The organism is Leptospira selangorensis (assembly GCF_004769405.1).
Classification (GTDB): Bacteria; Spirochaetota; Leptospiria; order Leptospirales; family Leptospiraceae; genus Leptospira_B; species Leptospira_B selangorensis.
Genome location: NZ_RQES01000005.1, coordinates 508,050 through 530,531, shown reverse-complemented (window position 1 = coordinate 530,531; position 22,482 = coordinate 508,050). Strand labels below are relative to the sequence as shown.

Sequence of the window (22,482 nt, the reverse complement as noted above, 5' to 3'; positions counted from 1 at the left end):
TAGTGATGAGAAAAATATACCGAACGTTAGTTATGCGATTTTGCATACTAATGATGATCGTAGGAGGATCTTTTTACTCTTGTAAAAGTGATTCTTCTCAAAATGCGGAAGCTGCGGCCCTCTTAGCTTCCTTAGATCCAAGCCTGGCTCAAACTTCCGGAAACAAAGGTGTTTCCGAGTTAGAAGATTCAAGCGGTCAGATCCAAAATGCATTCGCGCAAGAGAGCGACGGAAGTTTCACTTTCGACAATACCATTAAGGTAACTGCAAACGACGGAGTTGTGTTAGAAGCTAGTCTTTTCACACCTTCTACCCCTTCCCCTACCGGAAAATACCCAACAGTAATTTTCGTTAATAGCTGGGCATTGAACAAGTATGAGTATCTGGTTCCTGCTGCGAAACTCGCTAAAAAGGGATATATTGTTCTCTCTTATAGCACAAGAGGTTTCGGAGCTTCCGGAGGACTCATTGATACTGCTGGTCCAAAAGATAGGGCAGATCTTAGCAAAATTATCGATTGGTTACTTGCAAACACCCAAACCGATTCTGCAAATATCGGTATTTCAGGTATATCTTATGGTGCCGGAATTTCTTTAGCAGGTGTGAGCACTGAACCTAGAATTAAAACTGCTGTTGCAATGAGTGGTTGGGGAAATCTCAAACGTTCTCTTTATGGCAACGATACTCCTAGATTGATCTGGGGATTATTGCTTGTTGCTTCTAGTTATATTACCGGAAGACCTGATCCGATCATCGCTCAGAATTTCGGAAAACTTCTACAACATACGGATATCGATTCTGTGACCACATGGGCAGCAGATCGTTCTCCAGAAACTTTTGTAGGACAATTGAATGCTTCTGCAGGTAAGTCCGTAATGATCTCGAATAACTTCGAGGATTACTTATTTAACCCGAATGCGGTTTTAGATTATTATGCTAAGATCACTGTTCCTAAAAAACTTTTAATGAACGAAGGAATTCATGCTTCCGCGGAAATCGGTGGTATCCTCGGTTTTTCCGGTACAGTTTGGGATAACGCATACGATTGGTTCGATTATTGGTTGAAAGGTGTCAATAATGGGATCATGGACAAACCTCAGGTTACTTTCCAAAAACGTTTTGCCGGACCTAGAGTAACTCTTCCTTCTTGGCCTTCTCCTACTGTTTCCGATAAAACTTTTTATCTGAAACCTAGAGGTCTATTCACTAACGGAGAAATCGGAACCAGCCAAAACACTACTGTCACTAACACTGGAATTCTTTCCGGAGCGGATACTGTTGCAAGCACTGGATTTCCTTTACTTGCGGATATTCTTGCTTCTCACGCAGATATTCCTGTAACAACCAATTTAGGTTTAGTAAGCAGAGTGAATGGTATCGTTTACCAATCTTCTAATCTAAGTTCTACAGTAAAGATCAGAGGTAAAATGTTCTGGAACGGAAGAATTTCTTCCAGCCTAGGAAAGGCTAACGTGAACGTTTACTTCTACGATGTAGATAAATATGGAACCGCTACTTTGATTACTCATGGTACCGGGACTATTTTTGATGCGGGATGGTATGAAACAAAAGATATGTCTATCGACCTAAATGCGGTAGCGTATGATGTTCCTGCAGGAAATAAGATCGCGATTGCAATCGATACTTTCGATTCACAATATTCGGTGCCTACTGTGCTGATTTATGGTCTGGATGTGAAACACTCCAAAACCCCACAGTCCACCTTAGTGATCCAATCGGAGAATTAATTTCGGATTTCCATTCCCCTCTTTAGCGGCGGGCTTGCCCGCCTTTTTTTATGCCTCTCTTTCCTTTCTCCACTGGATATAGTCAGGCAATTCGACTAGTTCTATAAATCCTTCCTCTTCCGGATCGTCGGGAAGCATTCCAATCTCGTAATATCCTATTTCTTTAGTATAAGTATCTTCGCCGAGAAGTGCTTCTAATAGTAGGCCGACTGCTTTTTTAAGATGAGGACTCGATTCTACATTCGGGAAATCAGGGAAACAGATCCGAACTCCGAAACTTTTGGGAAGACTTGTGTTCTCTAAAGGTAAAAACCAGATCTCTTCCGAGTCTAATTCCAGACCTTCGTGAAATATGACTGTGCCTTTTTCTTGGTATTGGTCGACGGAATATACGTCCCAGCCTGAAATTTCGGGAGCGAGGTCTACAAATCTTTCCGCATCTGCGTACAGATCCTCGTCTCCTGCTGTGACAACTGTGAATTCGTGAGGACTTTCATCTCCCCCACCGATCTCGAAAAAAAACTCGGAATTCACTTCCTGGAGTCGATCCATTAGATCGTCCAAAAGGCGATCTCTTTCTTTATCATCCAGGTCATCTAGTTTAGTATAATACCGGCTGTTTTGGGAAAACCAGGTCCAAAACTTTTCCGCTTTTTCTTCCATTCATCCGCCTCAGTCACGAATCTGTCGGAATTTCAAACCAAGAGACTCGATAAAAATATCCGAATGTATGGAAAGAATGTTTAAAGGGAAAGAATTATTTTCCGATTTCCGAATCTATCCAACGTAAATACTTTTCATTCGCCTCTTTAATTTCCCAGGAAACAATACATGGGACAGTGTAACTATGTAGTTCCGAAATTCTTGCTACGACTTTTTCCGCCTCAGAATCTTTGGTTTTTAACAAAAGAACCGTTTCCTGATTATGCTCCAATCTTCCATGCCATCTATAAATGGATTTCATTCCTGGGATCAAATTGGCGCAGGCAACCAGTCTCTCGTTTACTAAAGTTTCCGCGATCTCTAAAGCCTCGGTCTCGTTCTTCGTGGTGACGTAAAAAGTTCGATAGCTCATACCATAGTGATACTCCCAGAATTGAATTGTTTCAAGATGATTCTTCCGAATTCGCAAAACGAAAGTCCTAAAAGTTGAGGTAAAATCCTGGACAAAGTTACCCTCCGAATTAAGAAATTCGCAATGGCTTCCAAAAAATCGCCGAATCTTATCTTTAAAAAATCGTATGACGCGCTGGCATTGAACTCAGCGTTTTTCGGCTTCTATGCACATTCAGGTTTTTCTCTCGGTTTAAAAGAGATCGGTTTTAAACCTGCGGCAATCGCTGGTTCTAGCTCGGGAGCTTTGATCGGCTCCTTAATTTCAGCGGGAATTCCTCCGGAAGAAATCACAAGATTCATTCTTACTTTGCAGAAAAGCGATTTCTGGGACGGGAACTTCTTCAGCCAGTTCCTAAAACCGTTTAGAAAAGGTCTTAAAAATTATTCAGGCATTCTTTCCGGAAAAAAGATCAGGGCCTTATTAGAACCTTATTTGGGAGGTAAGGATATTTCCGAAATGCCTATCAAGATGGGGATCGCGGTCTCTAATCTGACCAAAGGTATCCGAGAATTAAAATCCGAAGGTAATATCGTAGATATGATCATGGCCTCCATGACGTTCCCCATTCTATTCGAAATTCCAAACCTAAAAGGAGAGGAATTTTTAGACGGCGGAGTTGCGGATGCGGAACCGATCAAAGAATTTATATTGGATCCAAGTATCAAAAGGATCGTTATCCATGATATTGAAAACCGCAAACCTGTTTCGGATAAAATACTGATGAGGGCTTTCGATTCTTGCGTAAGTGTAATCGCGAGTGAAACAAGAGATCTTAAAGAATTATTAGCTAAGAAGTATGGCAAAAAAATTATCAGAGTGGTGACCAATACCCCTTATCTTCATCCGAACAAAATGGAAAACGGAAGATTAGCTTTAGAGTTAGGAAGAAGGTCCGCTCATTTTATGAAATCCCAAATATTAGGGGCCTAAATGCAAAAGCCGCCCGATGAGATTCGGACGGCCCGGAGAAATGATCTAGAGAATAATCGAAGTTCGGAAATGTTCTTTCCGCTCTTATATTATTTCTTTGCGTCTTTTTTAGGATCAGCTTTTGGAGCTTCTTTCTTTGTTTCTTCTTTTTTAGGAGCTTCTTTCTTTTCTTCCGCGCTTAAAGCAAAAGCTGCTACAAGAGACAAAGTGGTGATTGCTAATACTAGTTTTTTCATCTGGAATTCTTCCTTTTCCTTAATTACACCTTCCGTTTTCGCTTCCGGTGTGCAAAAGACCATACCAGAGGCCTGTCTGTTTTACAAGCAAAAATTATGTTATAACAGATAAAAATTCCGCAATTACGCATGGCCGACTCGAAAGCGCATAAGGGCCTCAATGGGAAAAAATAGCTGACAATGAGGGGATGATCTTATGAATAAGAAACAGGAGTCTTTGGACTCCTATCGTCGCTTCACTCTTATATCCGGTGCGGCTTAAACCTAGCCGGATCCTTTTTTGAAAGCCGATTGATACATAGTTCTTCTAGCTATATTGAAAATAAAAAGGGCCTCCTTTACGGGAGGCCCTTTTTGTCGCTGCACTCTTATATCCAGTGCCGACGTTATAAATCCTTTCGGAATTATTTTTTTGCGTCAGCCTTGTGTGCTTCTTTTTTTGTCTCAGTTTTGTGGTCAGCCTTATGAGCTTCTTTCTTTGCTTCCTCTTTTTTAGGAGCCTCTTTTTTCTCTTCTGCGCTTAGAGCAAACGCAGCAACAAGAGCAAGAGTAGTAAGCGCTAATACTAGTTTTTTCATGGAAATTATCCTTTTGATTGTTTTGGCCTGGGTAAAAATCCCGGGGCCGAGGTTAAAGATAATCCGGAAAAGTTCAGATCGCCCACAATCAAAATTCAAAAGTTTATATAAAATTTCGCTAATCTAGCCTTCTTCTTTTTTTATAAAACATATTTAAAAGAAGGATTTGAAACCTCCAACCTGGAACTAAATTAAAACCCATTTGGGTCTCAGAGGAAGAGAGTCTTTCCCTAAGTAAATCTTCGTTGGAAATTTATTTCCAAAATCAACCCCTGAAGCCGGTGCCCTTTTCCCGGCATTTAAACGATTTCCGGATTTTTCTCGTCTCTTCTAATCCAATCGTACGTTCTTGACTCGGTACCCTTCCGCTTAGAACCTGTTCCCAGGGTTCATACATCGCGTCTCCCGCTGATTACCCTCATTCCAATTAAGGTTATAGTTATAATGGATTTCGCTCTTTCAGACGATCAAAAAGCGCTTAGAGGTCTTGCCAGAGATTTTGCAAAAAATGAGATCCGCCCAAAAGCGGAACATCATGATAAAACGGGAGAATACCCTCTTCAGATCTTGAAAAAGGCCTGGGAAATCGGCTTAATGAATATCCATATTCCGGAAAAATATAACGGAGCCGGAATGCACGAATTAGATGACGTTATCATCGGAGAAGAATTGTTTTGGGGTTGTTCTGCGATGGCAACTGCCATCCTTGCAAATAACCTTGCATTAGCACCGGTTCTTATCGGAGCAAGTGACGAAGTCCTAAAAAAATGGGTTCAGCCTATGACTGAACAATTCCAACTCTGTGCTTATGCAGTTACGGAACCAGGCGCAGGTTCCGACGTTGCAGGTATTCGTACTACTGCAAGAAAAGTTGGAGACGAATATATCATTAACGGTTCCAAGATGTGGATCACTAACGCAGGTTATGCGGATTGGTTCTTCGTTCTTACTAAAACTGATCCTGCTGCGGGTCATAAAGGTATCACAGGATTTATAGTTAGTTCCAAAAGTCCGGGTGTAGTCGTTGGAAAAAAAGAATTGAACATGGGACAAAAATGTTCCGACACCAGAGGGATCACTTTCGAAGAAGTGAAAGTCCACAAAAGCCAAATGATCGGTCAAGAAGGTGATGGATTTAAGATCGCGATGGGAGCATTCGATCATACTCGCCCAGGTGTTGCGATCGGGGCAGTTGGCGTTGCAAGAGCAGCTATGGAACATGCATTAGAATATGCTAAAACTAGAACTGCTTTCGGTAAACCTATCGTAGAGAACCAAGCTATTTCCTTTATGATCGCAGAGATGGCGAGAGATATAGAAGCAGGAAGACTTCTTTGCCACCAAGCAGCTTGGTTAATCGACAACGGTTACAGAAATACTTACCAAGCCTCTATCGCTAAAGCTTTTTGCGCAGATGCTTGTATGAGAATTACGACTGACGCAGTACAAGTATTAGGCGGTTACGGCTTTAACTCTGAATACCCGGTTGAAAAACTGATGAGAGACGCTAAAATTTTCCAAATTTACGAAGGTACTTCTCAAATCCAAAGATTGATCATCTCTCGCTACCTAACAGAAGGTAAAGGGATAGAAGGACCGAACCTCTGAAGGAATTTTCCTTAACATACGAAGAATTCCTGGAGAAAACAAAATCCGGGAATCTGGTCCCGGTTTTCAAACAAGTCTTCTTGGATTTGGAAACCCCGGTGTCTCTTTTTGCAAAATGGGGAGGCACTGAGGCCAAACATTCTTTTCTTCTAGAATCAGTAGAAGGTGGAGAGAATGTCGGTAGGAATTCTTTCTTAGGAAAAGATCCTTATAGGCTGCTCTATGGTAAGAATGGTCTATTCTATGTTTCCAAAAGAAAAGAACCTGAGACGGAGATAATCACATACGATCCGTTATTCCTATTGGAATATTCCATGGGAGATGACAAATACGTTCCGGATCATAGACTTCCTTCTTTCCAAGGAGGAGCAGTAGGTTTTCTTTCCTTTGGCGCAGTCCGTTATTATGAAAATATTCCGGATACTAAACCGGAAGATGAACCGGCTCCTGACGCATACTTCGCATTATATGACGAGGTTCTTGTGGTCGATCATGTGGATCGTCTTTTGAGGATCGTTGTAAATGCTCGTCTTTCCGAATACGAAGATCCAAAAGCTTGTTACGAAGCTACATTAGAAAGAATTGATGCGATTGAAAAAGAGATCAGAGAAGGAGAACTTCCTGGTTGGGTCAAACATCCGTTAGAGTCCAAAGAGAAATTAGAATACACTCCTAATATTCCTGACGAAGATTATAAAAAAGCTGTCCAGAAAGCGAAGGAATATATTTACGCAGGAGATATATTCCAAGTAGTTCCTTCTAGAAAGCTGGAATTCCGACCAGGTGTCCCTCCTTTTCAAGTATATCGTGGATTAAGAACTGTAAATCCGAGTCCTTATATGTATTTCCTAAAGTTGGATGATATTTCCTTGGTCGGATCTTCTCCTGAGATCATGGTGAAATGTAAGGATAGAAAGACTTACTTAAGACCGATTGCAGGAACAAGACCGAGAGGAGCTAATCCGGAAGCGGATAAACTTTTGGAAGAGAATCTTTTAGCGGATCCTAAAGAGATCGCAGAACATATCATGCTCGTAGACCTGGGAAGAAACGACTTGGGTAGGGTTTGCGAAGCGGGAAGCGTTCGAGTAGAAGATTTTAAAATTATAGAGAAATATTCCCACGTTATGCATATCGTGAGCCAATGTTCCGGAATTTTGGAAGAAGAAAAATCGGTTTATGATCTTCTCCGCGCTACTCTTCCTGCAGGAACAGTTTCAGGTGCACCTAAGATCAGAGCTATGGAAATCATAGACGAACTGGAAAGGACTAGAAGAGGTATTTATTCAGGAGCCTTAGGTTATATTTCCTACCAAGGAGATACCGATATGGCGATCGTGATCCGCACCATCTCTTTTTATGGAGAGAAAGCATTCGTGCAGGCAGGTGGCGGAGTGGTTTACGATTCTTCTCCTGAAGGCGAACTAGAAGAGACCAAAAACAAAATGGCCGCATTACTCCGTGCGGTGGACTTCGCAAGAAACGGATTGAAAGGAGAATGGAATAGATGATCCTTCTCGTAGACAATTACGATTCTTTTACATACAATCTGTATCAGTATTTTTCGCAGATCGGCAATCAGGTAGAAGTTTTCCGAAACGATAAGATAGACCTAAGCGAGATCAAAAGATTAGCTCCCAAAGGGATTATTTTAAGTCCAGGTCCGGGACGTCCCGAAGATTCAGGGGTTTGTATTGATATTTTAAAAGAACTGGCGGGACAATTACCGATCTTAGGTGTATGTTTAGGTCACCAAGCCATCGGTCTTGTCCATGGCGGAAAGATCGTAAACGCTCCGACTATTATGCACGGTAAAGTAAGCCTGATAGAACATGATGGTAAGGACATTTATAAGTCCTTGCCTTCTCCATTTTTAGCTACCAGATATCATTCTCTTGTGATCCAACCTGAAAGTCTTCCCGATGTTTTAGAAGTTTCCTCTAAAACGGAAGATGGGATTATCATGGGAGTACGTCATAAAACAAAACCTCATTTATATGGAGTTCAATTCCATCCGGAGTCCATCATGACCCAAAACGGATTGGAACTGGTGAGAAACTTTTCTCGAATCGTTTCAGAAGTATAAAACCAAATGAAAATTTTCTTCCGTTTAATGAGTTATTCAGTACGCTATAAGTACAGATTTTCATTAGGCATTGCGTTTGCCCTCCTTACCGCAGTTCTAAACGCAGTCTCTTTAACTTCTATCATTCCTCTTTTCGATACTATGGCGGCGGATCCGAACACCCGCTTTCAATTTGAATTCACGGAAGCAGAACAAGAGATCATCGCTAAAGAAGAATCCAATCTTGAGATCCGTTTAAACCCGGTAGAAAGGGCTAAGAAAGTTCTTATCGACGTTAAAAGATGGTCTAACGGACGCACCAAGTATATGGAACCTAAGGAAGTGGTCTGGGCAGTCTGTCTTTTGATCCTTCCTTTATATGGACTTAAACTAATCACATATCTTGCCTCAGTGTATTGTCTTGCGACCGCAGGCTATTGGGCCGTTCGGGATATACGACAGGAATTATTCGAAAAAAATCAAATGCTCCCTCTTACCTTTTTCTTTAAGGAAAAAACGGGGCTTTTGATGAGTAGGATCATCAACGATGTGGAAGTTGTGGCAGCTGTGATCTCTTCTAATTTTAGAGATGCTACCATCAACTTTTTCTATGTGATCACTCACCTTCTAGTATTACTTTATCTGAATACGGAACTTCTTCTTATAGCATGTGGAACAGTTCCTTTGATCATCCTGCCAGTGACATTGTTCACAAAAAAGATCACAAGATCTACGGAAAGATTCCAAGAAAAACTAGCGGATCTAAACGCAAATTTACAGGAGATGATTTCCGGGATCAAAGTGATCCGTGTTTTTAATACGGAGAAGTACGAGAAAGAAAAATTCCAGAAGATCAACCAGAACGTTTATCGCAGGAATTTTAAGGGACAATATTATCTTCAAATCGCACCAAGCTTGGTAGAATTAACTTCTTCCTTAGTAGCTCTTGGATTTTTCGCATTAGGCGCGAGATACATTCTCGCAGGAAATGTAGGCTCTCCATTCACAGTTGGGCAGTTCATGGTGTTCCTACTCACCCTCCTTTTCCTTCTACGCCCTTTAACACAATTATCACAAATGGTGGGAAAAATTTCCCAAGCAATCATCGCAGGAAGAAGGATCTTCGAGATCATTGATCTAGAAACGGAAGATCATAGCGAAGAACAAAAGGTAAAAGTAGAAAGAGTCACAAACTCCATCCAATTCAAAGGACTCAACTTCGCGTATCCGGGAACAAATGCGGAAGTCCTGAAAGATATTAATTTAAACGTGAAAGTAGGGGAAACAGTCGCGATCGTCGGTGCAAGCGGTTGTGGGAAGTCCACATTGATGGACTTAATTCCTAGATTCTTTGATCCAAGTGTCGGATCAATTGAGTTCGATGGGCAGAATATCAAAGACCTATCTCTTGCAGACCTTCGTAATAAGATTGGGATCGTAACCCAAGACATTTTTCTATTTCATGGAAAAGTAGCAGATAATATCGCTTACGGGAAACCGGGAGCTACTCGCAAAGATGTGATCCGAGCCGCGAGACTTGCTCATGCTCATGACTTCATCAAACAAATGGATAACGGATACGATAGTATCTTGGGAGTAAGAGGTCTAAATCTTTCAGGCGGACAAAGACAAAGACTTGTGATCGCAAGAGCTCTATTAAGAGATCCTGAAATAATGATCTTGGACGAGGCTACTTCCGCATTAGATGCCGAGTCGGAAAGATTAGTCAGCGATGCATTCCGCAGATTATTTGCGAACCGCACTACATTCGTGATAGCTCATAGACTTTCCACAATCAAAGATATTCCGCGCATACTTGTTATGGACAACGGAAGGATCATAGAAGAAGGAAATCATACTTCTCTAATGGAAATGAACGGTCTTTATAGAAAACTTACGGACAACCAATACGCCGGAGCGGGGATGCTGCCTTGAAACCATTAGTTCTCGTAGTAGATGATAATGATCGTTATGCGAATAATTTAAAAACTTATCTGCAGGAAAACGGATGCGAAGTTCTTCGCGCTATTGATGCTTCCCAAGGTTGGGATCTTTATCTTGCGAATAAACAAAAACTTAAAGCGGTTATTACCGATATCACGATGGAAACCCAAACATCCGGACTTTGGATGATCCGCAAGATCTACCAAGATGGATTCCCAGGAATAAAGGTAATCGCCACGACTGGCTTTGATGTTTCCGGTGTAATGGCTATAAGTAAATATTTTCTTCCTTGGTTTGCGGGAGTAGAATATATGGTCCCAAAAGTTCCTTTAAAAAAAGGAGAAGTTATACTTTTGCCTACAAGCGGAGTCTCCTCGGATTTTTTAAACAAACTGAAGTCCTAAAACCAAAGATTATATATTCTATTTTTATTATGTTCGGGAACCGAAACGTTTTCAGGCTTTCCATTCCTCAAAATAAAAGCTTGGCCGTCCGATTCCAGATCCCAAAGTTTTCCCTGTAAAAAAACATTAATACCGTTCTTAAATCCGGATCTGGCAGCTCTAGTTTCCAACGCGTATTTTTTCCAGGCCTGCCCTTCCGTGATCTTCCCGATATCTTTTGGATCCACATCGGAAGGATTTTTTTCTCCATTATATCCTGCCCAAGCCTGGTCCCAAACCGAAACCTCTCCTCGATTTATATAGGAAGGAACTGCGATAAAATCCGCGCCAGATTCTTTCAGATTCGAATAAGATTCAGGATACCAAGAGTCCGCGCAAACTAAAACTCCCATTTTACCTGCAGGCGTATCTATAACTGTCCCCGGTTTCAAATTAGAATCTAAGAACGGTTTCTCTTCTTCCGTTAAAAACTTTTTGCGAATCGGTTCTCCTAAAACAGAACCGTCCTTTCCGAACACAAAGCTCGTATTAAATAAAGAAGAAGGACCTAAAACTATTTTTCCATTCTGAACAGAAGGAGAAGGCAAAACGATAGAGCCGGCTAAAATAGTTACCTGGTATTTTTGAGCAAGAGCAGAGAAGATACTCTCATAGATCTTTTTCATCTCGTGAGCTTTGATCTTAAATATAGCCGCCTGCACCTTATCATTCTCCTTAGAAATAAGAAGATAATATAAAAATGAAAAAGGATTTCGAAGAATGAAATATATCATTCCGGATTTCAAGTCAGGAGAAGTATATAAAGATGATTTCTCTCCTGAGACAACCAGCCAAGTACCATAATATTCGGGGAAAACGAAAATTGTCTTATCAGAGATCCATCCCGACTGTTTTGCATTTATAAAATAAGATTCGGTCTTATCCAAGAACCTATTATGGCTCGAATAATCACCGGGAGTCATAAAAGGTTCCACTCCAATCAAATTTCCTTTGCCAGAATCCTTACCATAAGAATAAAAGCTGATCTCAAAAGCCTTCTCCTCAGGTGAATTCCCTAAAAAAGAATAAGTCCAAATAAAATATGCACAAACCAATGATAGAATGCCGTAAAACGAATACTTCCTCATACCAACCTCTTCCCTACTCCTAAAACACTTTATATTTTATTAATATAAAATAAACAAACGTTCATTTATTATAAACTATATTGTCTTAAGATAAAAGATCCTAAACGATAATCAAACAAAATTAACGAACAATTGTTAACTAACTTATTTAACTAACAAATGTTCATCAGCACAATAATTATACATTCATATTATAAAATAGGAAAATAGAAATGTATAGCACTTGTTACATCTTATAGAACAGCGTTCGAACATTACGATTTTGATTTTATTAAGCGTAAAAAATTTTTTTCTTGAAATCAAAACGTAAACTCTTCCATTTCAAATGAAATCTTTATAAATGAAAAAAGTAAAAATGGAAGGGTCAATAAATGAAAACGAATTATTCAAGCGGAGCTTTGTCTTCTGAACAAGTATCAACTATCTTTAAAAATCTTTCCGCTCAATCTGCTAAAATATTCGTAACCTTCGGTGGACAAGGTATAGATCCTATCCCTGAGTTGCGTTCTTTCTATGAAGAAGGTCATTCTAATTCAGAATTTTGGCAAACTGTCTTCTCTTCTATCGAAGAAGAATGTAAGGCAATCCACAAAGACAGACTTATAGAAACATTACCTTTAGGTTTTCAATTAAAGGATTGGTTGGATCGACCTGAGTTAACCCCGGACCATTCTATCCTAAAAAATTGTTCATATAGTATCCCCCTTATCTTTTTAGCTCAAGCTTCCGCATTATATAGAGTTCTCCAGGATGAATCTAATTGGGAGACATTATTTAACGAGACTTCGGGGATATTCGGCCATTCTCAGGGGGTATATGCAGGATTCTTATTATCTTCCTCTCCAGACAAATCCACATTCTTAAAAAACTTATCTCTGATACTTAGAAATCTTATTAGTTTAGGAGTTCGAGTCCAAGAAGAATTTCCAATTTTAGAATTGGATGTTTCTGCTAAAAAACTTTTGAAACCGGATGAGATCGCCTCTCCTATGGCGGCTTTAAAATCGGAAAACGATCCTTTATTAATACAAGAATTAGAAAAATTCAATGTAAATAGAAGTTCCGAAGATACCGTATATTTAGGTTTAAAGAATGGTCCAAAGGCTCGAGTGCTCTGCGGATCTCCAGAGTCTTTGTTGGAGTTCAGAAGTTTTCTTGCGAACAACAGTTTTCCCAACCTGGAATCTTGGACATTTCTGAAAATTTCGGCTCCATTTCATAGTCCTCTATTAAGAAGAGTACCTGTACTATTAGAAGAGGATGTCAAAAGAATCGGATTCAATCCTAAACAATCCGATCTAAAAATTCCTTTATACGATACAAGAGACGGAAGAGATCTTAGGACCGAATCCGATCTTGCACTGGCGTTATCCAGAATGGCAGTGGCAGAAACATTAGATTGGGAAATCTGCTTAGGAAGTTTAGAGAAGGAAGAAAGTAAAGTATTACTGATCTCTTTCGGACCAGGGGTAGACGCCGAAAAACTATGTTCTCCCGTCTTAAAAGGTAAATCCTATCTCGTCCGAAATCTAAGCAAATCGGAATCCTATAGATCTTTTACTAAGGAAACTAATTTAGAATTTCCTAAATCATGGAAGGAATTCCAACCGGAAACGGTGGAGCTCCCGAGTGGAAAAGTTTTCTTAAAAAACAATTATTCCGTTTGGACAGGAAGAGTTCCTATCTTCGGAGGAGGTATGACTCCTTCTACAGTTGAGCCTGAAATAGTTATCGCAGCTGCAAAAGAAGGATACTTAGTAGAATGGGCAGGCGGTGGACAAGTCACAGAAGAATTATTCCGAAAAAGGATGGAGGTATTTCAAAAAGAATTACCTCCCGGAATAGGAATAGTCATAAACCTTCTGTACTTAGATGCTTATTTATGGAATCTTCAAGTTCCGTTAGTCAAAAAACTCAAAAGTGAAGGCGCTCCAATCGAAGGAGTCACCATCTCGGCAGGCATTCCAGAAACAGAAGAAGCAATTCGAATATTAAAAGATTTTGAAGCTCATGGGATTTGGTTGAATTCGTTCAAACCTGGAACCCAAAAACAGATCCGACAAGTGATCTCTATCGCGAAACAAATACCGGATTCAAAAATCCTAATGCAGATAGAAGGTGGAGCTGCAGGAGGTCACCATAGCTGGGAAGATCTAGAAGAATTAGTCCGCTCTACTTATGGCGAAATCAGAGATTGTAAGAATATCATTCTAGCAGTCGGTGGAGGAATAGCGGAACCTCAAGACTCCAAGTCTTGGTTATTCGGAACCTGGGCAGGAAAAAATCCCATGCCGGTAGACGCAATATTCTTAGGAACCAGACTCATGGCCGCCAAAGAATGTGCTACATCGGAAAAAATTAAACAAGCCTTGGTGGAGATCTCTGGGTCCGAAAATTGGAAAACTACTCAAGAAGGAAAGAACGCAGGTGGAGTGATCTCAGGAAGATCCGGACTCGGTGCAGATATTTATTATGCAGAAAATACCTGGACCAAACTTTCTTCCCTTGCAGAAGAACTTACAAAAGGAAAAGAAACGGAAGAAGCTAAAAAATCTGTTCTGTCCAAAAAGAAAGAATTAATCAATCTCATAAACTCCACTGCTAAACCCTACTTCGGTGATCTAGAAGAGATGAATTACACTCAAATTCTTTCTAGATACTTAGAGCTAACTTGTCCCGGGCAAAGATTGGTTTCTCCAGAGGGGAATTGGCCGGATCATCCTTTTATAGATAAAAGTTTCAGGAACAGATTTATAGAATTAGTACAAAGATTCGAAGCTAGAATTTCAGAACCATCAAACCAAAGTTCTATACTGGAAAAAATAAACTCCGACTTTGATCAGAATGTTTTTCTAAACGAATGGAAGACCAGATATAAAAATGCAGATACGATCCTGATCTTACCGGAAGATATAATCTTCTTCTTTGATGTTTGCAAAAGACCTGGCAAGCCAATAAACTTTATACCGGTAATTGACGAGGACTTAGTAAAATGGATCCGTTCCGATTCTCTTTGGTATTCTCATTGTGAGAATATTGAGCCGGATTCTTGCGCTTGGATTCCCGGACCGAAAGCTATCAAAGGGATTCATAAAGCAAACGAACCTGTCTCTTCCATCTTCCAAAACTTCCTGCAAATAAGTTTGGAAAATTCTAAACCTAAAAAAGTCCAGTGGGAAGATTTGTTCGATTCGGACTCCCAAGGAAAAAGTATACTGAATTTATTTCCGGAAGAACAAATCCGCAATAATTCGATTTATATATTCGAAAACCTTGATATTACTCCGAACGATTGGATCTTAGGTATAGCAGAATTAGGAAAAGGATTCCTGAATGCCGTATTAAAATCTCCCAAGATCGGACAAACCGCATCCGATCTAAAATTATTCTTCGAGCCAAGAATCGGCAGGAAATTTATCTGGGAAACAAGTGGTTCGGAAGAATTACTACTGATCCAAGTATTGGAAGAAAACAAACTAAAAGTAGAGTTAAAACTTTCGGAAAAAGATTCTGCTGAGTTAAAACTTTTCTTCTACGATCCTAAAAATGGAGCTGCGATCCCATTCCAAAGAAGGTTTAGCGCAGGAAAAACTTTAGGAACATTTATAGAAGAAGATCTTACATATAGAGAAAGATCTGGCCTCGACCTCTATTTAAAAACATGGGGATTGGATCAAAAGATAGATCTAAATTCTTCCAAGAATGTTTCACAAGAATTAGAATCCGAAATTATAATTGATAAGGAATCTATTTTAAATTTCCGGAAAGCAATCGGAGAATTAAGAAGAGCAGATTTAAAATCCGAACCGAATCCTCCCCTTGGTATGAGCACTGCTTTTGCGTGGAAGGTTCTTCTTTCTCCTTTATTTACTTTAGAAAATAAGAATCTATTTAGACTTCTTCACTTTTCTCAAAATTTCCAATGGGAAAAAGAAGCAAGCGAGTTAGTTCCAGGAGATAAACTAAGATCCAAAGCAAGACTTGCTAAAGTTCGTAAGCTAGGTTCGGGACAAGAAATCCAAATTTTGGGAGAGATCTCAAAAGAAGGAAAGAAGATCTGTTCTTTCCAAACTGGATTTTTGATCAGAGATGTTTATTCCAAATTCGAAGAATTCGATTCTTTACCTTTCGAAAAAAGTATTCTGATCAGATCGGAAGCGGAATCTAATCTTCTGAATTCTATCCCTTGGATTTATAAAAATGAAGATAAAGAAACAAACCATATTGGATCTAAATTAAAATTTACTTCAAAAAATCGTCTTGTTCTGTCTCTGGGCTCAAATCAGGAACTTCATACAATCGAAGGTAAGATTGCAAAAGTTTCAGGCTCTCATTCGGAAGAATGGGGAAAATTTAAATTAGAAGAAAAAGTCATCGTTGGAATTCCAACATCTTTTGATCGATTCTTTTCTAATCTAACGGAAGCAGATTCGGAAATTCCACTTTCAAAATCTTATAAAGTTATATCGGAAACTTTTTATGCACCTTCCGACATGGGCGAATATTCTGCTGCATCCGGAGATACGAATCCGATCCATACGGATATTGATTTTGCAAAATATGCAGGTTGGAAAGATAGAATTGTTCATGGGTTATGGACTTCTTCTAGAGTAATTAAACAAATCGTAATGGACGTATGCCAAGGGGATCCGTCCAGATTATCTTCTTTTGAGGAAACTTTCGAAGCTCCTGTATATTTAGGCGAAGAGTTACTTTTAGAAGCAATTCATGTTTCTCAAAAGAAAGGATCGCAAGTTCTCTCGGTTAGCTTGGAGAATCGAAATGGAGAAAGGAAATTAAGCGCTAAAGTAATCGTTTCCGCTAAAAAAACAGGATACGTGTTTACAGGCCAAGGTTCCCAATCCCAAGGAATGGGAATGAAACTCAGGGATGAGTTTCCGGAAGCCAGAAATGTTTGGCAAAGAGCTGAGAACACTACAAGAGATGAGTTAGGCTTCTCCCTTTTAAAAATTGTACAAGAGAATCCGACCCAATTGAAAGTTGGGAAAAAAGTTTGGAATCATCCTAAAGGTGTTCTTCACCTCACTCAATTTACCCAAGTTGCTTTGGTAACAAAGTCTATGGCAGATTGGGAAATCTTAAAAGAGAGAGGATTTTTAGATCATGAAGCTCCGTTTGCGGGACATTCTCTCGGCGAATTTTCTGCTCTATCTGCCAGAGGATTTTTAGGCTTAGAAAATGTGATCCGCATCGTGTATGGAAGAGGACTTACTATGCAAAGTCTGGTTCCAAGGGACAAAGATGGAAGAAGTCCCTTCGGCATGAGCGTAGTATTAGGAAATCGTCATGTGGGCCTGGACGAAGAAACCATTCTGAAAGTTGTAGCACAGATCAAAGAAGAAACCGGTCTTCCTTTAGAAGTGGTTAACCTAAACATCCGAGATAAACAATATTCTGTGACGGGAGATCTTAAGGCTCTCACTGAAATGGAGAATCGTTTTAAAGAAATCGTAAGAGGCAAAAAGACCACAATCCGTTTGGAAGGAATAGATGTACCTTTCCATTCCAGAGTTTTGGTAAACGGAGTTGCAGAGTTCAGAAAAACTTTGGAAGCGAATGTTCCGCAGATATCCGGTTTCGAAGAATTAGATGGAAAATATATACCGAATCTGGTAGCAAAACCGTTCTCCATTAATAAGGAATTTATAAAATACGTTTGGGAGGTTTCAGGAAGCCCGATCTTGGAAAAGATCCTAAAAGAAGAACAAAAACTTTCTAATAAAGAACTCAGAAGAATTCTGTTAATCGAGCTGCTTGCTTACCAATTCGCAATGCCTGTACAATGGATCAAGACCCAGGATCAATTCTTCCAAGATCTGAAAGTTCGAAGATTGATCGACCTTGGTGCCAGAGGGGATCTTGCAGGAATGGCAAGGCAAACTCTAAGAGAAGTTTCGGATCCTTCTTCATTTGAAATTCTACATATAGAAGAAAATCGTAATATTGTCTTCTCGGAATTAGAAGATTGTGAAACTGCCGAGTTTTCAAAACTTAGGGAAATTCCGGAACCGATTGCGGCAGAAGCCCCAGTTGCAAAATCGGATATCAAAACCGCACCCGCGCAAATCCAAGAAACCGTTCAAGAATCACAACAATTCGGCGGAGAAGAGGCATCTGTAAATCTTAGTAAGAAGGATGCATTATTCGTATTACTTTCTTTGAAAGCGGGAATTCGACCTGAAGAGATTTCGGAAGATGAAAATATAGATATTCTATTTGGAGGAAATTCTTCTAAAAGAAACCAGGTGATGGCAGACCTGGGAGCAGAATTCAAAACCACAAGTTTGGATGGAGCTCATGAAAAATCCTTAAAGGATTTGATAAAATCTTTAGAAGAACAATCTGCATACACACAACCTGGGCCTTATTTAAGAACTTCTTTTGAAGAAACTTTGAAGAAATTTTTCCCGCCTGATTTTGGTAGAACGGAAGTTTTTAAATATTTAAAAGAAGAAAGAGGATTAAGTGCTTCCGGAGTTTTCGCAATCAGCATCTTCCTTCCTTTATATGTTAGAGAAGGAGATTCTTTACGAAAAGGAGCTTTGAGTTCCATCGCGTTAAATTCTCGGATCGGAAATTCTAAAGACGCTTCTAAATGGTTGGATAAAGCAGTAGATCTATTTGCTCAATCCAAAGGAATACGGATCGGAAAACTTTCCGCAAACAATTCCGGATCAGCAACTGGCGCGAAAGTGGATGCTGCCGCTTTGGAAGAATTAGAAAGAAAATATTTCGGAGCAGAAGGAATTTTCGGAAAGGCAATTAAGAATTTCCAATCCAGACTGCTAGGCGAAGATCCATTTGCAGAATTTCTAATAAAAGACTTGAATGTTCTTCAAGAAGCAAGGCAAAAAATCCAGGCAGAATCCGCTCCTTCTTCTTTATTTGAAGAAAAGAAGATAGTTCGTTTTTCCAACTCGGAACAATGGGCAAAGAAAAAACTGCTACAAAACCTCACAAATATCAGAGCCGGAGCCTCAGACGTTTTCAGTTTAGAAGAAGAAAAGTATTTCGCGAATCATGCGAGTCCTCTGTTATCTCAGGTCTTAAAATATTGGGACCAAATTCTGCAGAACGATCAGACTCATTTCCCGGAAGAAAAGAAAAACATAGAATCTAAAAGTGAATATTTAAGATCAATTTCTTCGAAGTGGGATCAAAATAGAAATCCGATCTTCCAAGCAGAAAACTCTGTATTACGTCCTAAATTAGATATCTCCGAAGAAGGTAATCTAAACTTTAAAGAAGTCGAATATTCTACTAAATTAAAGGAATTCTTCCAAGGTAAAATATCGATCGGAACAAGTAAGGACCAAGGAGGAGGCTGGACGGAAAATCAAAAAGAGACGGAAGCTATTTTAAACTCAATTACAAGTTCTTCCAAGGAAGGAATTTCTTTTGCAGGCTTGAAAGTTTTAGTAACAGGCGGAGGTCCAAACTCGATCGCATTAGAGACAGTGTTTGTTCTACTTGCAGGTGGAGCAGATATTATTCTAACAACCACTTCCTATTCATCCGAAAAAGTTAAGTTTTATAAGAAAATATTCCAAAAGTACGGAGCAAAAGGTTCCTCACTTTCCTTAGTTCCGTTCTCCCAAGGATCTTTCGAGGACATACGCCTATTATCAGAATGGTTGGTTCAAAAAGATTGGGAACCGGATGTTTTGATTCCCTTCGGCGCAGTCGGAGAAGAGAATACCGGATCACAATTAGATGATTCTTCTTTAACATCTTTGAGAGTCATGTTGCTTGGTGTTGAAAAACTGATAGGTACTCTGGGAAGAATGAAAAACACACCTACGGAAACTTCTCCGCTTCATGTGATCTTACCTCTTTCGCCGAATCATGGTATCTTTGGAAGAGATGGAATGTATGCCGAAACTAAATTAGGTCTCGAGACCTTGTTCCGCAAAAAATTCTCGGAAGAAGATGATTGGGGAAAACATACAAGGATCCATGGTTGTGTGATCGGCTGGGTTAGAGGAACCGGTCTCATGGAAGCCAATGATCTTGTTGCCCAAGCATTGGAAGAAAAATCAGGAGTTCTCACATTCTCTCGAAGAGAAATGGGACTTCTTTTAGGAAATTTAATCCATACCTGTGCATTCCGTTCTTCCGAACAAATCACTAAGGCAAATTTCACTGGCGGTTTGGATTCTCAAACCGATCTAGGAAAAACTTTAGGGAAGATCCGTTCGGATATTCTTTTAGAGGCAAAAGTCAAAAAGGAAACCTTCACTCTTAAGAGTAAAATTATATTAGAAAAACAGGAAACTATCACAAGGGAATACTTACCTAAGGAAGTGTATAAATATCCTTCTATCCCTTCTCAAACGAAACTGAATGAGATAGGGCATTTAAAAGAATTAGATCTGTCTCAAACTATTTGTGTCGTTGGTTTTGCAGAACTAGGACCGGCAGGTAGCTCCATGACCAGATGGGAATTGGAAAAATCGGAGACACTTTCTTTAGAGGCCGCATTAGAACTCGCATGGATGATGGGTTTTATCAAATATCAGGCTGCGGATAAAGGAAGAAGTTGGACTGATTCCGAAACAGGAGAAGCAGTCGCGGAATGGGAAATAAAATCCAAATACGAAGAAAAGATCTTAGCTCATACTGGAATCCGGATCATAGACAAAGAGTCGGTAGGATTCGATCCATCCGCGTTATTCTCCTTTGTTGATGTGGTATTGGAAGAGGACTTCTTCATTCCGGTTTCTAACTCAAAAGAAGCGGAAGAATTCAAGAAGGCAGAGCCGGAAGCCACGGAAATTTATCATGATTCCGAAAAAGACAAATGGTTCGTGAGAAGAAAAAAAGGAAGTACGATCAAAGCCAGAAAAGCTTCCGACTTCAATAGAAAAGTTGCAGGACAGATACCTAAAGGTTGGGATCCGGCAAAATACGGATTAACAAAAGATCTAACCGCTCAAGTAGATCCGATCACGGTCTATAATCTATACTGCACATGCGAAGCATTCTTACGTTCCGGAATGGAGCCAATGGAATTGTATAGGTTTTTACATCCTGGATTAGTAGGTTCCACAGTCGGTTCAGGTATGGGAGGAATGGGCAAACTTAAAAGAATGTTCCATGACTTCTTACTCGGAAAAGAAAGACAGCATGACGCGTTACAAGAATCTTTAATCAACGTTACTACAGCATGGGCACTCACCTCTTATGTAGGAGGTTACGGTCCTGTCCAAACTCCTGTAGCCGCTTGTGCCACTGCGGGAATTTCTTTGGAGATGGCAGCGAGTTTGATCAAAGAAGGTAAAGCAGGCTTTATGTTAGCCGGTGCCTTCGATGATTTTGCAATGGAAAGTTTGGTCGGATTCGGAGACATGCAAGCGACTGCAAGCAGCGTGGAAATGTTGGAACAAGGAATCGATCCTAAAGGAATGTGCCGCCCGAATGATATCCGAAGAGGAGGATTCGTAGAAGCACAAGGAGGAGGAGTCGTTCTACTTGCAAGAGCAGACTTGGCTCTCGAAGCTGGACTGCCTGTTTACGGAATTTTAGCTTATGCAGGTTCTAAAACGGATGGTATCCAAGCTTCTATTCCTGCACCTGGACTCGGACTTTTATCTTTAGGAGCCGAATCTGAAAAAGAAAAATCTCCGTTGAGAAATGCGTTATCCGCTTTCGGACTCACAGCGGATGATATAGGTGTCGCCTACAAACACGATACTTCTACAAAAGCAAATGATAAGAATGAAAACAAACTTTTGTATAATTTATTATCAAAGCTTGGGAGAACTCCAGGAAACCTACTACCTGTAGTTTCTCAAAAATCACTTACCGGGCATTCCAAAGGTGGAGCTGCAGCATGGCAAACCATTGGGATATTACAAACTTTGGAAGAAGGTATCGTAACCGGGAACCGGAACCTTGAAGAAGTAGATCCGGACATGAATGATTATGAGTTCATCACATTTACGGACGAAAGTATTCCATTCGGTAAACATAATATTAAGGCAGGAATGTTAACCACCTTAGGTTTCGGACATGTGGGAGCGCTTTGTCTTTTTGTTCATTCCGATTACTTCTTAGCGGCTCTAACTCAAGAACAAAGAGAAACTTATCTCAAGCTGAGAAAAAAAAGGGAGATCAGAAATCGGAATAGATACCATGAGATCAGAATGGGTATAGGAAAACCTTTATACGAAAGGCATACTAAGTCCTATTTCCAGGAAGAAGAAATCGGTATTCTACTCAACGCAAACTACAGATCCAAACAGGAAGAAAAATGATGAAATTAGAATCACAACCTCTTCCTAGTTTTGAATCCGTTGCCAACCCTTACGCTTCCGTAGGAGTGGATCTTACTTATATTCCTGAGTTCAAGGAAAGTTTGCAGGATAAGGCTACCTTCTTCTTTAAGATTACTTTTACGGATTGGGAAAGGAAGAAGGGACAGACAAAACCTGAAAATCAAAGAGCAAGTTTTTTTGCGGGAAGATACGCAGCGAAAGAAGCTCTCATTAAGGCATTGGATGGATATCGTTTATTCCAAAAACCGGATCTAAACGTTAACTATTCGGAAATAGAAATACGTAATGACGATTATGGCCGTCCCTATTTTCGTTTTTACGGAAATTTTGAAACTTATCTGAACAACTTAAAACCGAATTCAATTCGGTTGAGCATCAGTCATACGGGGGATTATGCATTTTCCGAAGTCCTCCTGATATTTTAGGA

General features: G+C 40.0%; 14 protein-coding genes. 9 read left to right on the top strand and 5 right to left on the bottom strand.

Going from position 1 to position 22,482, the window contains the following annotated elements; translation table 11 throughout:
- Positions 1-50: 50 nt before the first annotated feature.
- Complete coding sequence (locus EHO58_RS04035; RefSeq protein ID WP_135679105.1) at positions 51-1,748, top strand: alpha/beta fold hydrolase; 1,698 nt, start codon at positions 51-53, stop codon at positions 1,746-1,748.
- A gap of 48 nt (positions 1,749-1,796) precedes the next feature.
- Here EHO58_RS04035 and EHO58_RS04030 read toward each other — a convergent pair whose 3' ends face one another.
- Together EHO58_RS04030 and cutA are read right to left on the bottom strand one after the other, a co-directional pair.
- Positions 1,797-2,411 (bottom strand): hypothetical protein, encoded by a 615-nt coding sequence (locus tag EHO58_RS04030; protein ID WP_135627625.1) that lies wholly within the window; start codon positions 2,409-2,411, stop codon positions 1,797-1,799.
- Positions 2,412-2,505: 94 nt separating this feature from the next.
- A complete protein-coding gene (gene cutA / locus EHO58_RS04025; protein ID WP_135627626.1) occupies positions 2,506-2,823 on the bottom strand; it encodes a divalent-cation tolerance protein CutA in 318 nt (105 codons plus the stop codon).
- Between the two features lie 123 nt (positions 2,824-2,946).
- On the opposite strand from cutA, the gene EHO58_RS04020 reads away from it, so the two are divergent.
- On the top strand, positions 2,947-3,795 hold the full coding sequence (locus EHO58_RS04020) for a patatin-like phospholipase family protein (protein ID WP_135627627.1): 849 nt from the start codon (positions 2,947-2,949) through the stop codon (positions 3,793-3,795).
- An 89-nt stretch (positions 3,796-3,884) separates the two neighbouring features.
- Here the strand turns inward: EHO58_RS04020 and EHO58_RS04015 are convergent, their stop codons facing one another.
- Positions 3,885-4,094: a hypothetical protein gene (locus EHO58_RS04015; protein WP_135678728.1), complete on the bottom strand. Its 210-nt coding sequence runs from the start codon at positions 4,092-4,094 to the stop codon at positions 3,885-3,887.
- Between the two features lie 341 nt (positions 4,095-4,435).
- Complete coding sequence (locus EHO58_RS19505) at positions 4,436-4,609, bottom strand: hypothetical protein (protein WP_167483178.1); 174 nt, start codon at positions 4,607-4,609, stop codon at positions 4,436-4,438.
- 444 nt (positions 4,610-5,053) lie between these two features.
- On the opposite strand from EHO58_RS19505, the gene EHO58_RS04010 reads away from it, so the two are divergent.
- The 5 genes from EHO58_RS04010 to EHO58_RS03990 all read left to right on the top strand — a co-directional run bounded on the left by EHO58_RS04010 (position 5,054) and on the right by EHO58_RS03990 (position 10,630).
- Positions 5,054-6,217, top strand: coding sequence for an acyl-CoA dehydrogenase family protein (locus tag EHO58_RS04010; protein ID WP_135678726.1), 1,164 nt, complete (start codon positions 5,054-5,056; stop codon positions 6,215-6,217).
- Between the two features lie 86 nt (positions 6,218-6,303).
- Positions 6,304-7,728, top strand: a complete 1,425-nt coding sequence (gene trpE / locus EHO58_RS04005; RefSeq protein ID WP_208653459.1) for an anthranilate synthase component I — start codon at positions 6,304-6,306, stop codon at positions 7,726-7,728.
- Positions 7,725-8,303 (top strand): anthranilate synthase component II, encoded by a 579-nt coding sequence (locus EHO58_RS04000; protein ID WP_135627631.1) that lies wholly within the window; start codon positions 7,725-7,727, stop codon positions 8,301-8,303. The genes trpE and EHO58_RS04000 overlap by 4 nt, the downstream gene beginning before the upstream one ends.
- 6 nt (positions 8,304-8,309) lie before the next feature.
- The gene (locus EHO58_RS03995; protein WP_135678724.1) at positions 8,310-10,217 is read left to right on the top strand and encodes an ABC transporter ATP-binding protein; all 1,908 of its coding nucleotides are present in this window, start codon (positions 8,310-8,312) and stop codon (positions 10,215-10,217) included.
- The gene (locus EHO58_RS03990) at positions 10,214-10,630 is read left to right on the top strand and encodes a response regulator (protein ID WP_135627633.1); all 417 of its coding nucleotides are present in this window, start codon (positions 10,214-10,216) and stop codon (positions 10,628-10,630) included. The genes EHO58_RS03995 and EHO58_RS03990 overlap by 4 nt, the downstream gene beginning before the upstream one ends.
- On the opposite strand, the gene EHO58_RS03985 is transcribed toward EHO58_RS03990, so the two are convergent.
- Positions 10,627-11,757 carry a nitrilase-related carbon-nitrogen hydrolase gene (locus tag EHO58_RS03985; protein ID WP_135678722.1) on the bottom strand — a complete coding sequence of 377 codons (1,131 nt, stop codon included), beginning with the start codon at positions 11,755-11,757 and terminating at the stop codon, positions 10,627-10,629. The two genes, EHO58_RS03990 and EHO58_RS03985, sit on opposite strands and share 4 nt — an antisense overlap.
- A 371-nt stretch (positions 11,758-12,128) precedes the next feature.
- On the opposite strand from EHO58_RS03985, the gene EHO58_RS03980 reads away from it, so the two are divergent.
- Together EHO58_RS03980 and EHO58_RS03975 are read left to right on the top strand one after the other, a co-directional pair.
- Positions 12,129-22,034: a type I polyketide synthase gene (locus tag EHO58_RS03980; protein ID WP_135678720.1), complete on the top strand. Its 9,906-nt coding sequence runs from the start codon at positions 12,129-12,131 to the stop codon at positions 22,032-22,034.
- On the top strand, positions 22,031-22,480 hold the full coding sequence (locus EHO58_RS03975) for a holo-ACP synthase (RefSeq protein ID WP_244241052.1): 450 nt from the start codon (positions 22,031-22,033) through the stop codon (positions 22,478-22,480). Before EHO58_RS03980 ends, EHO58_RS03975 begins: the two co-directional genes overlap by 4 nt.
- Positions 22,481-22,482: the final 2 nt, after the last annotated feature.

Coding starts and splice junctions, on each gene's coding strand:
- EHO58_RS04035 (WP_135679105.1), top strand. CDS start 51: ATGATGATCGTAGGAGGATCTTTTTACTCTTGTAAAAGTGATTCTTCT.
- EHO58_RS04030 (WP_135627625.1), bottom strand. CDS start 2,411: ATGGAAGAAAAAGCGGAAAAGTTTTGGACCTGGTTTTCCCAAAACAGC.
- cutA (WP_135627626.1), bottom strand. CDS start 2,823: ATGAGCTATCGAACTTTTTACGTCACCACGAAGAACGAGACCGAGGCT.
- EHO58_RS04020 (WP_135627627.1), top strand. CDS start 2,947: ATGGCTTCCAAAAAATCGCCGAATCTTATCTTTAAAAAATCGTATGAC.
- EHO58_RS04015 (WP_135678728.1), bottom strand. CDS start 4,094: ATGGTCTTTTGCACACCGGAAGCGAAAACGGAAGGTGTAATTAAGGAA.
- EHO58_RS19505 (WP_167483178.1), bottom strand. CDS start 4,609: ATGAAAAAACTAGTATTAGCGCTTACTACTCTTGCTCTTGTTGCTGCG.
- EHO58_RS04010 (WP_135678726.1), top strand. CDS start 5,054: ATGGATTTCGCTCTTTCAGACGATCAAAAAGCGCTTAGAGGTCTTGCC.
- EHO58_RS04000 (WP_135627631.1), top strand. CDS start 7,725: ATGATCCTTCTCGTAGACAATTACGATTCTTTTACATACAATCTGTAT.
- EHO58_RS03995 (WP_135678724.1), top strand. CDS start 8,310: ATGAAAATTTTCTTCCGTTTAATGAGTTATTCAGTACGCTATAAGTAC.
- EHO58_RS03985 (WP_135678722.1), bottom strand. CDS start 11,757: ATGAGGAAGTATTCGTTTTACGGCATTCTATCATTGGTTTGTGCATAT.
- EHO58_RS03980 (WP_135678720.1), top strand. CDS start 12,129: ATGAAAACGAATTATTCAAGCGGAGCTTTGTCTTCTGAACAAGTATCA.
- EHO58_RS03975 (WP_244241052.1), top strand. CDS start 22,031: ATGATGAAATTAGAATCACAACCTCTTCCTAGTTTTGAATCCGTTGCC.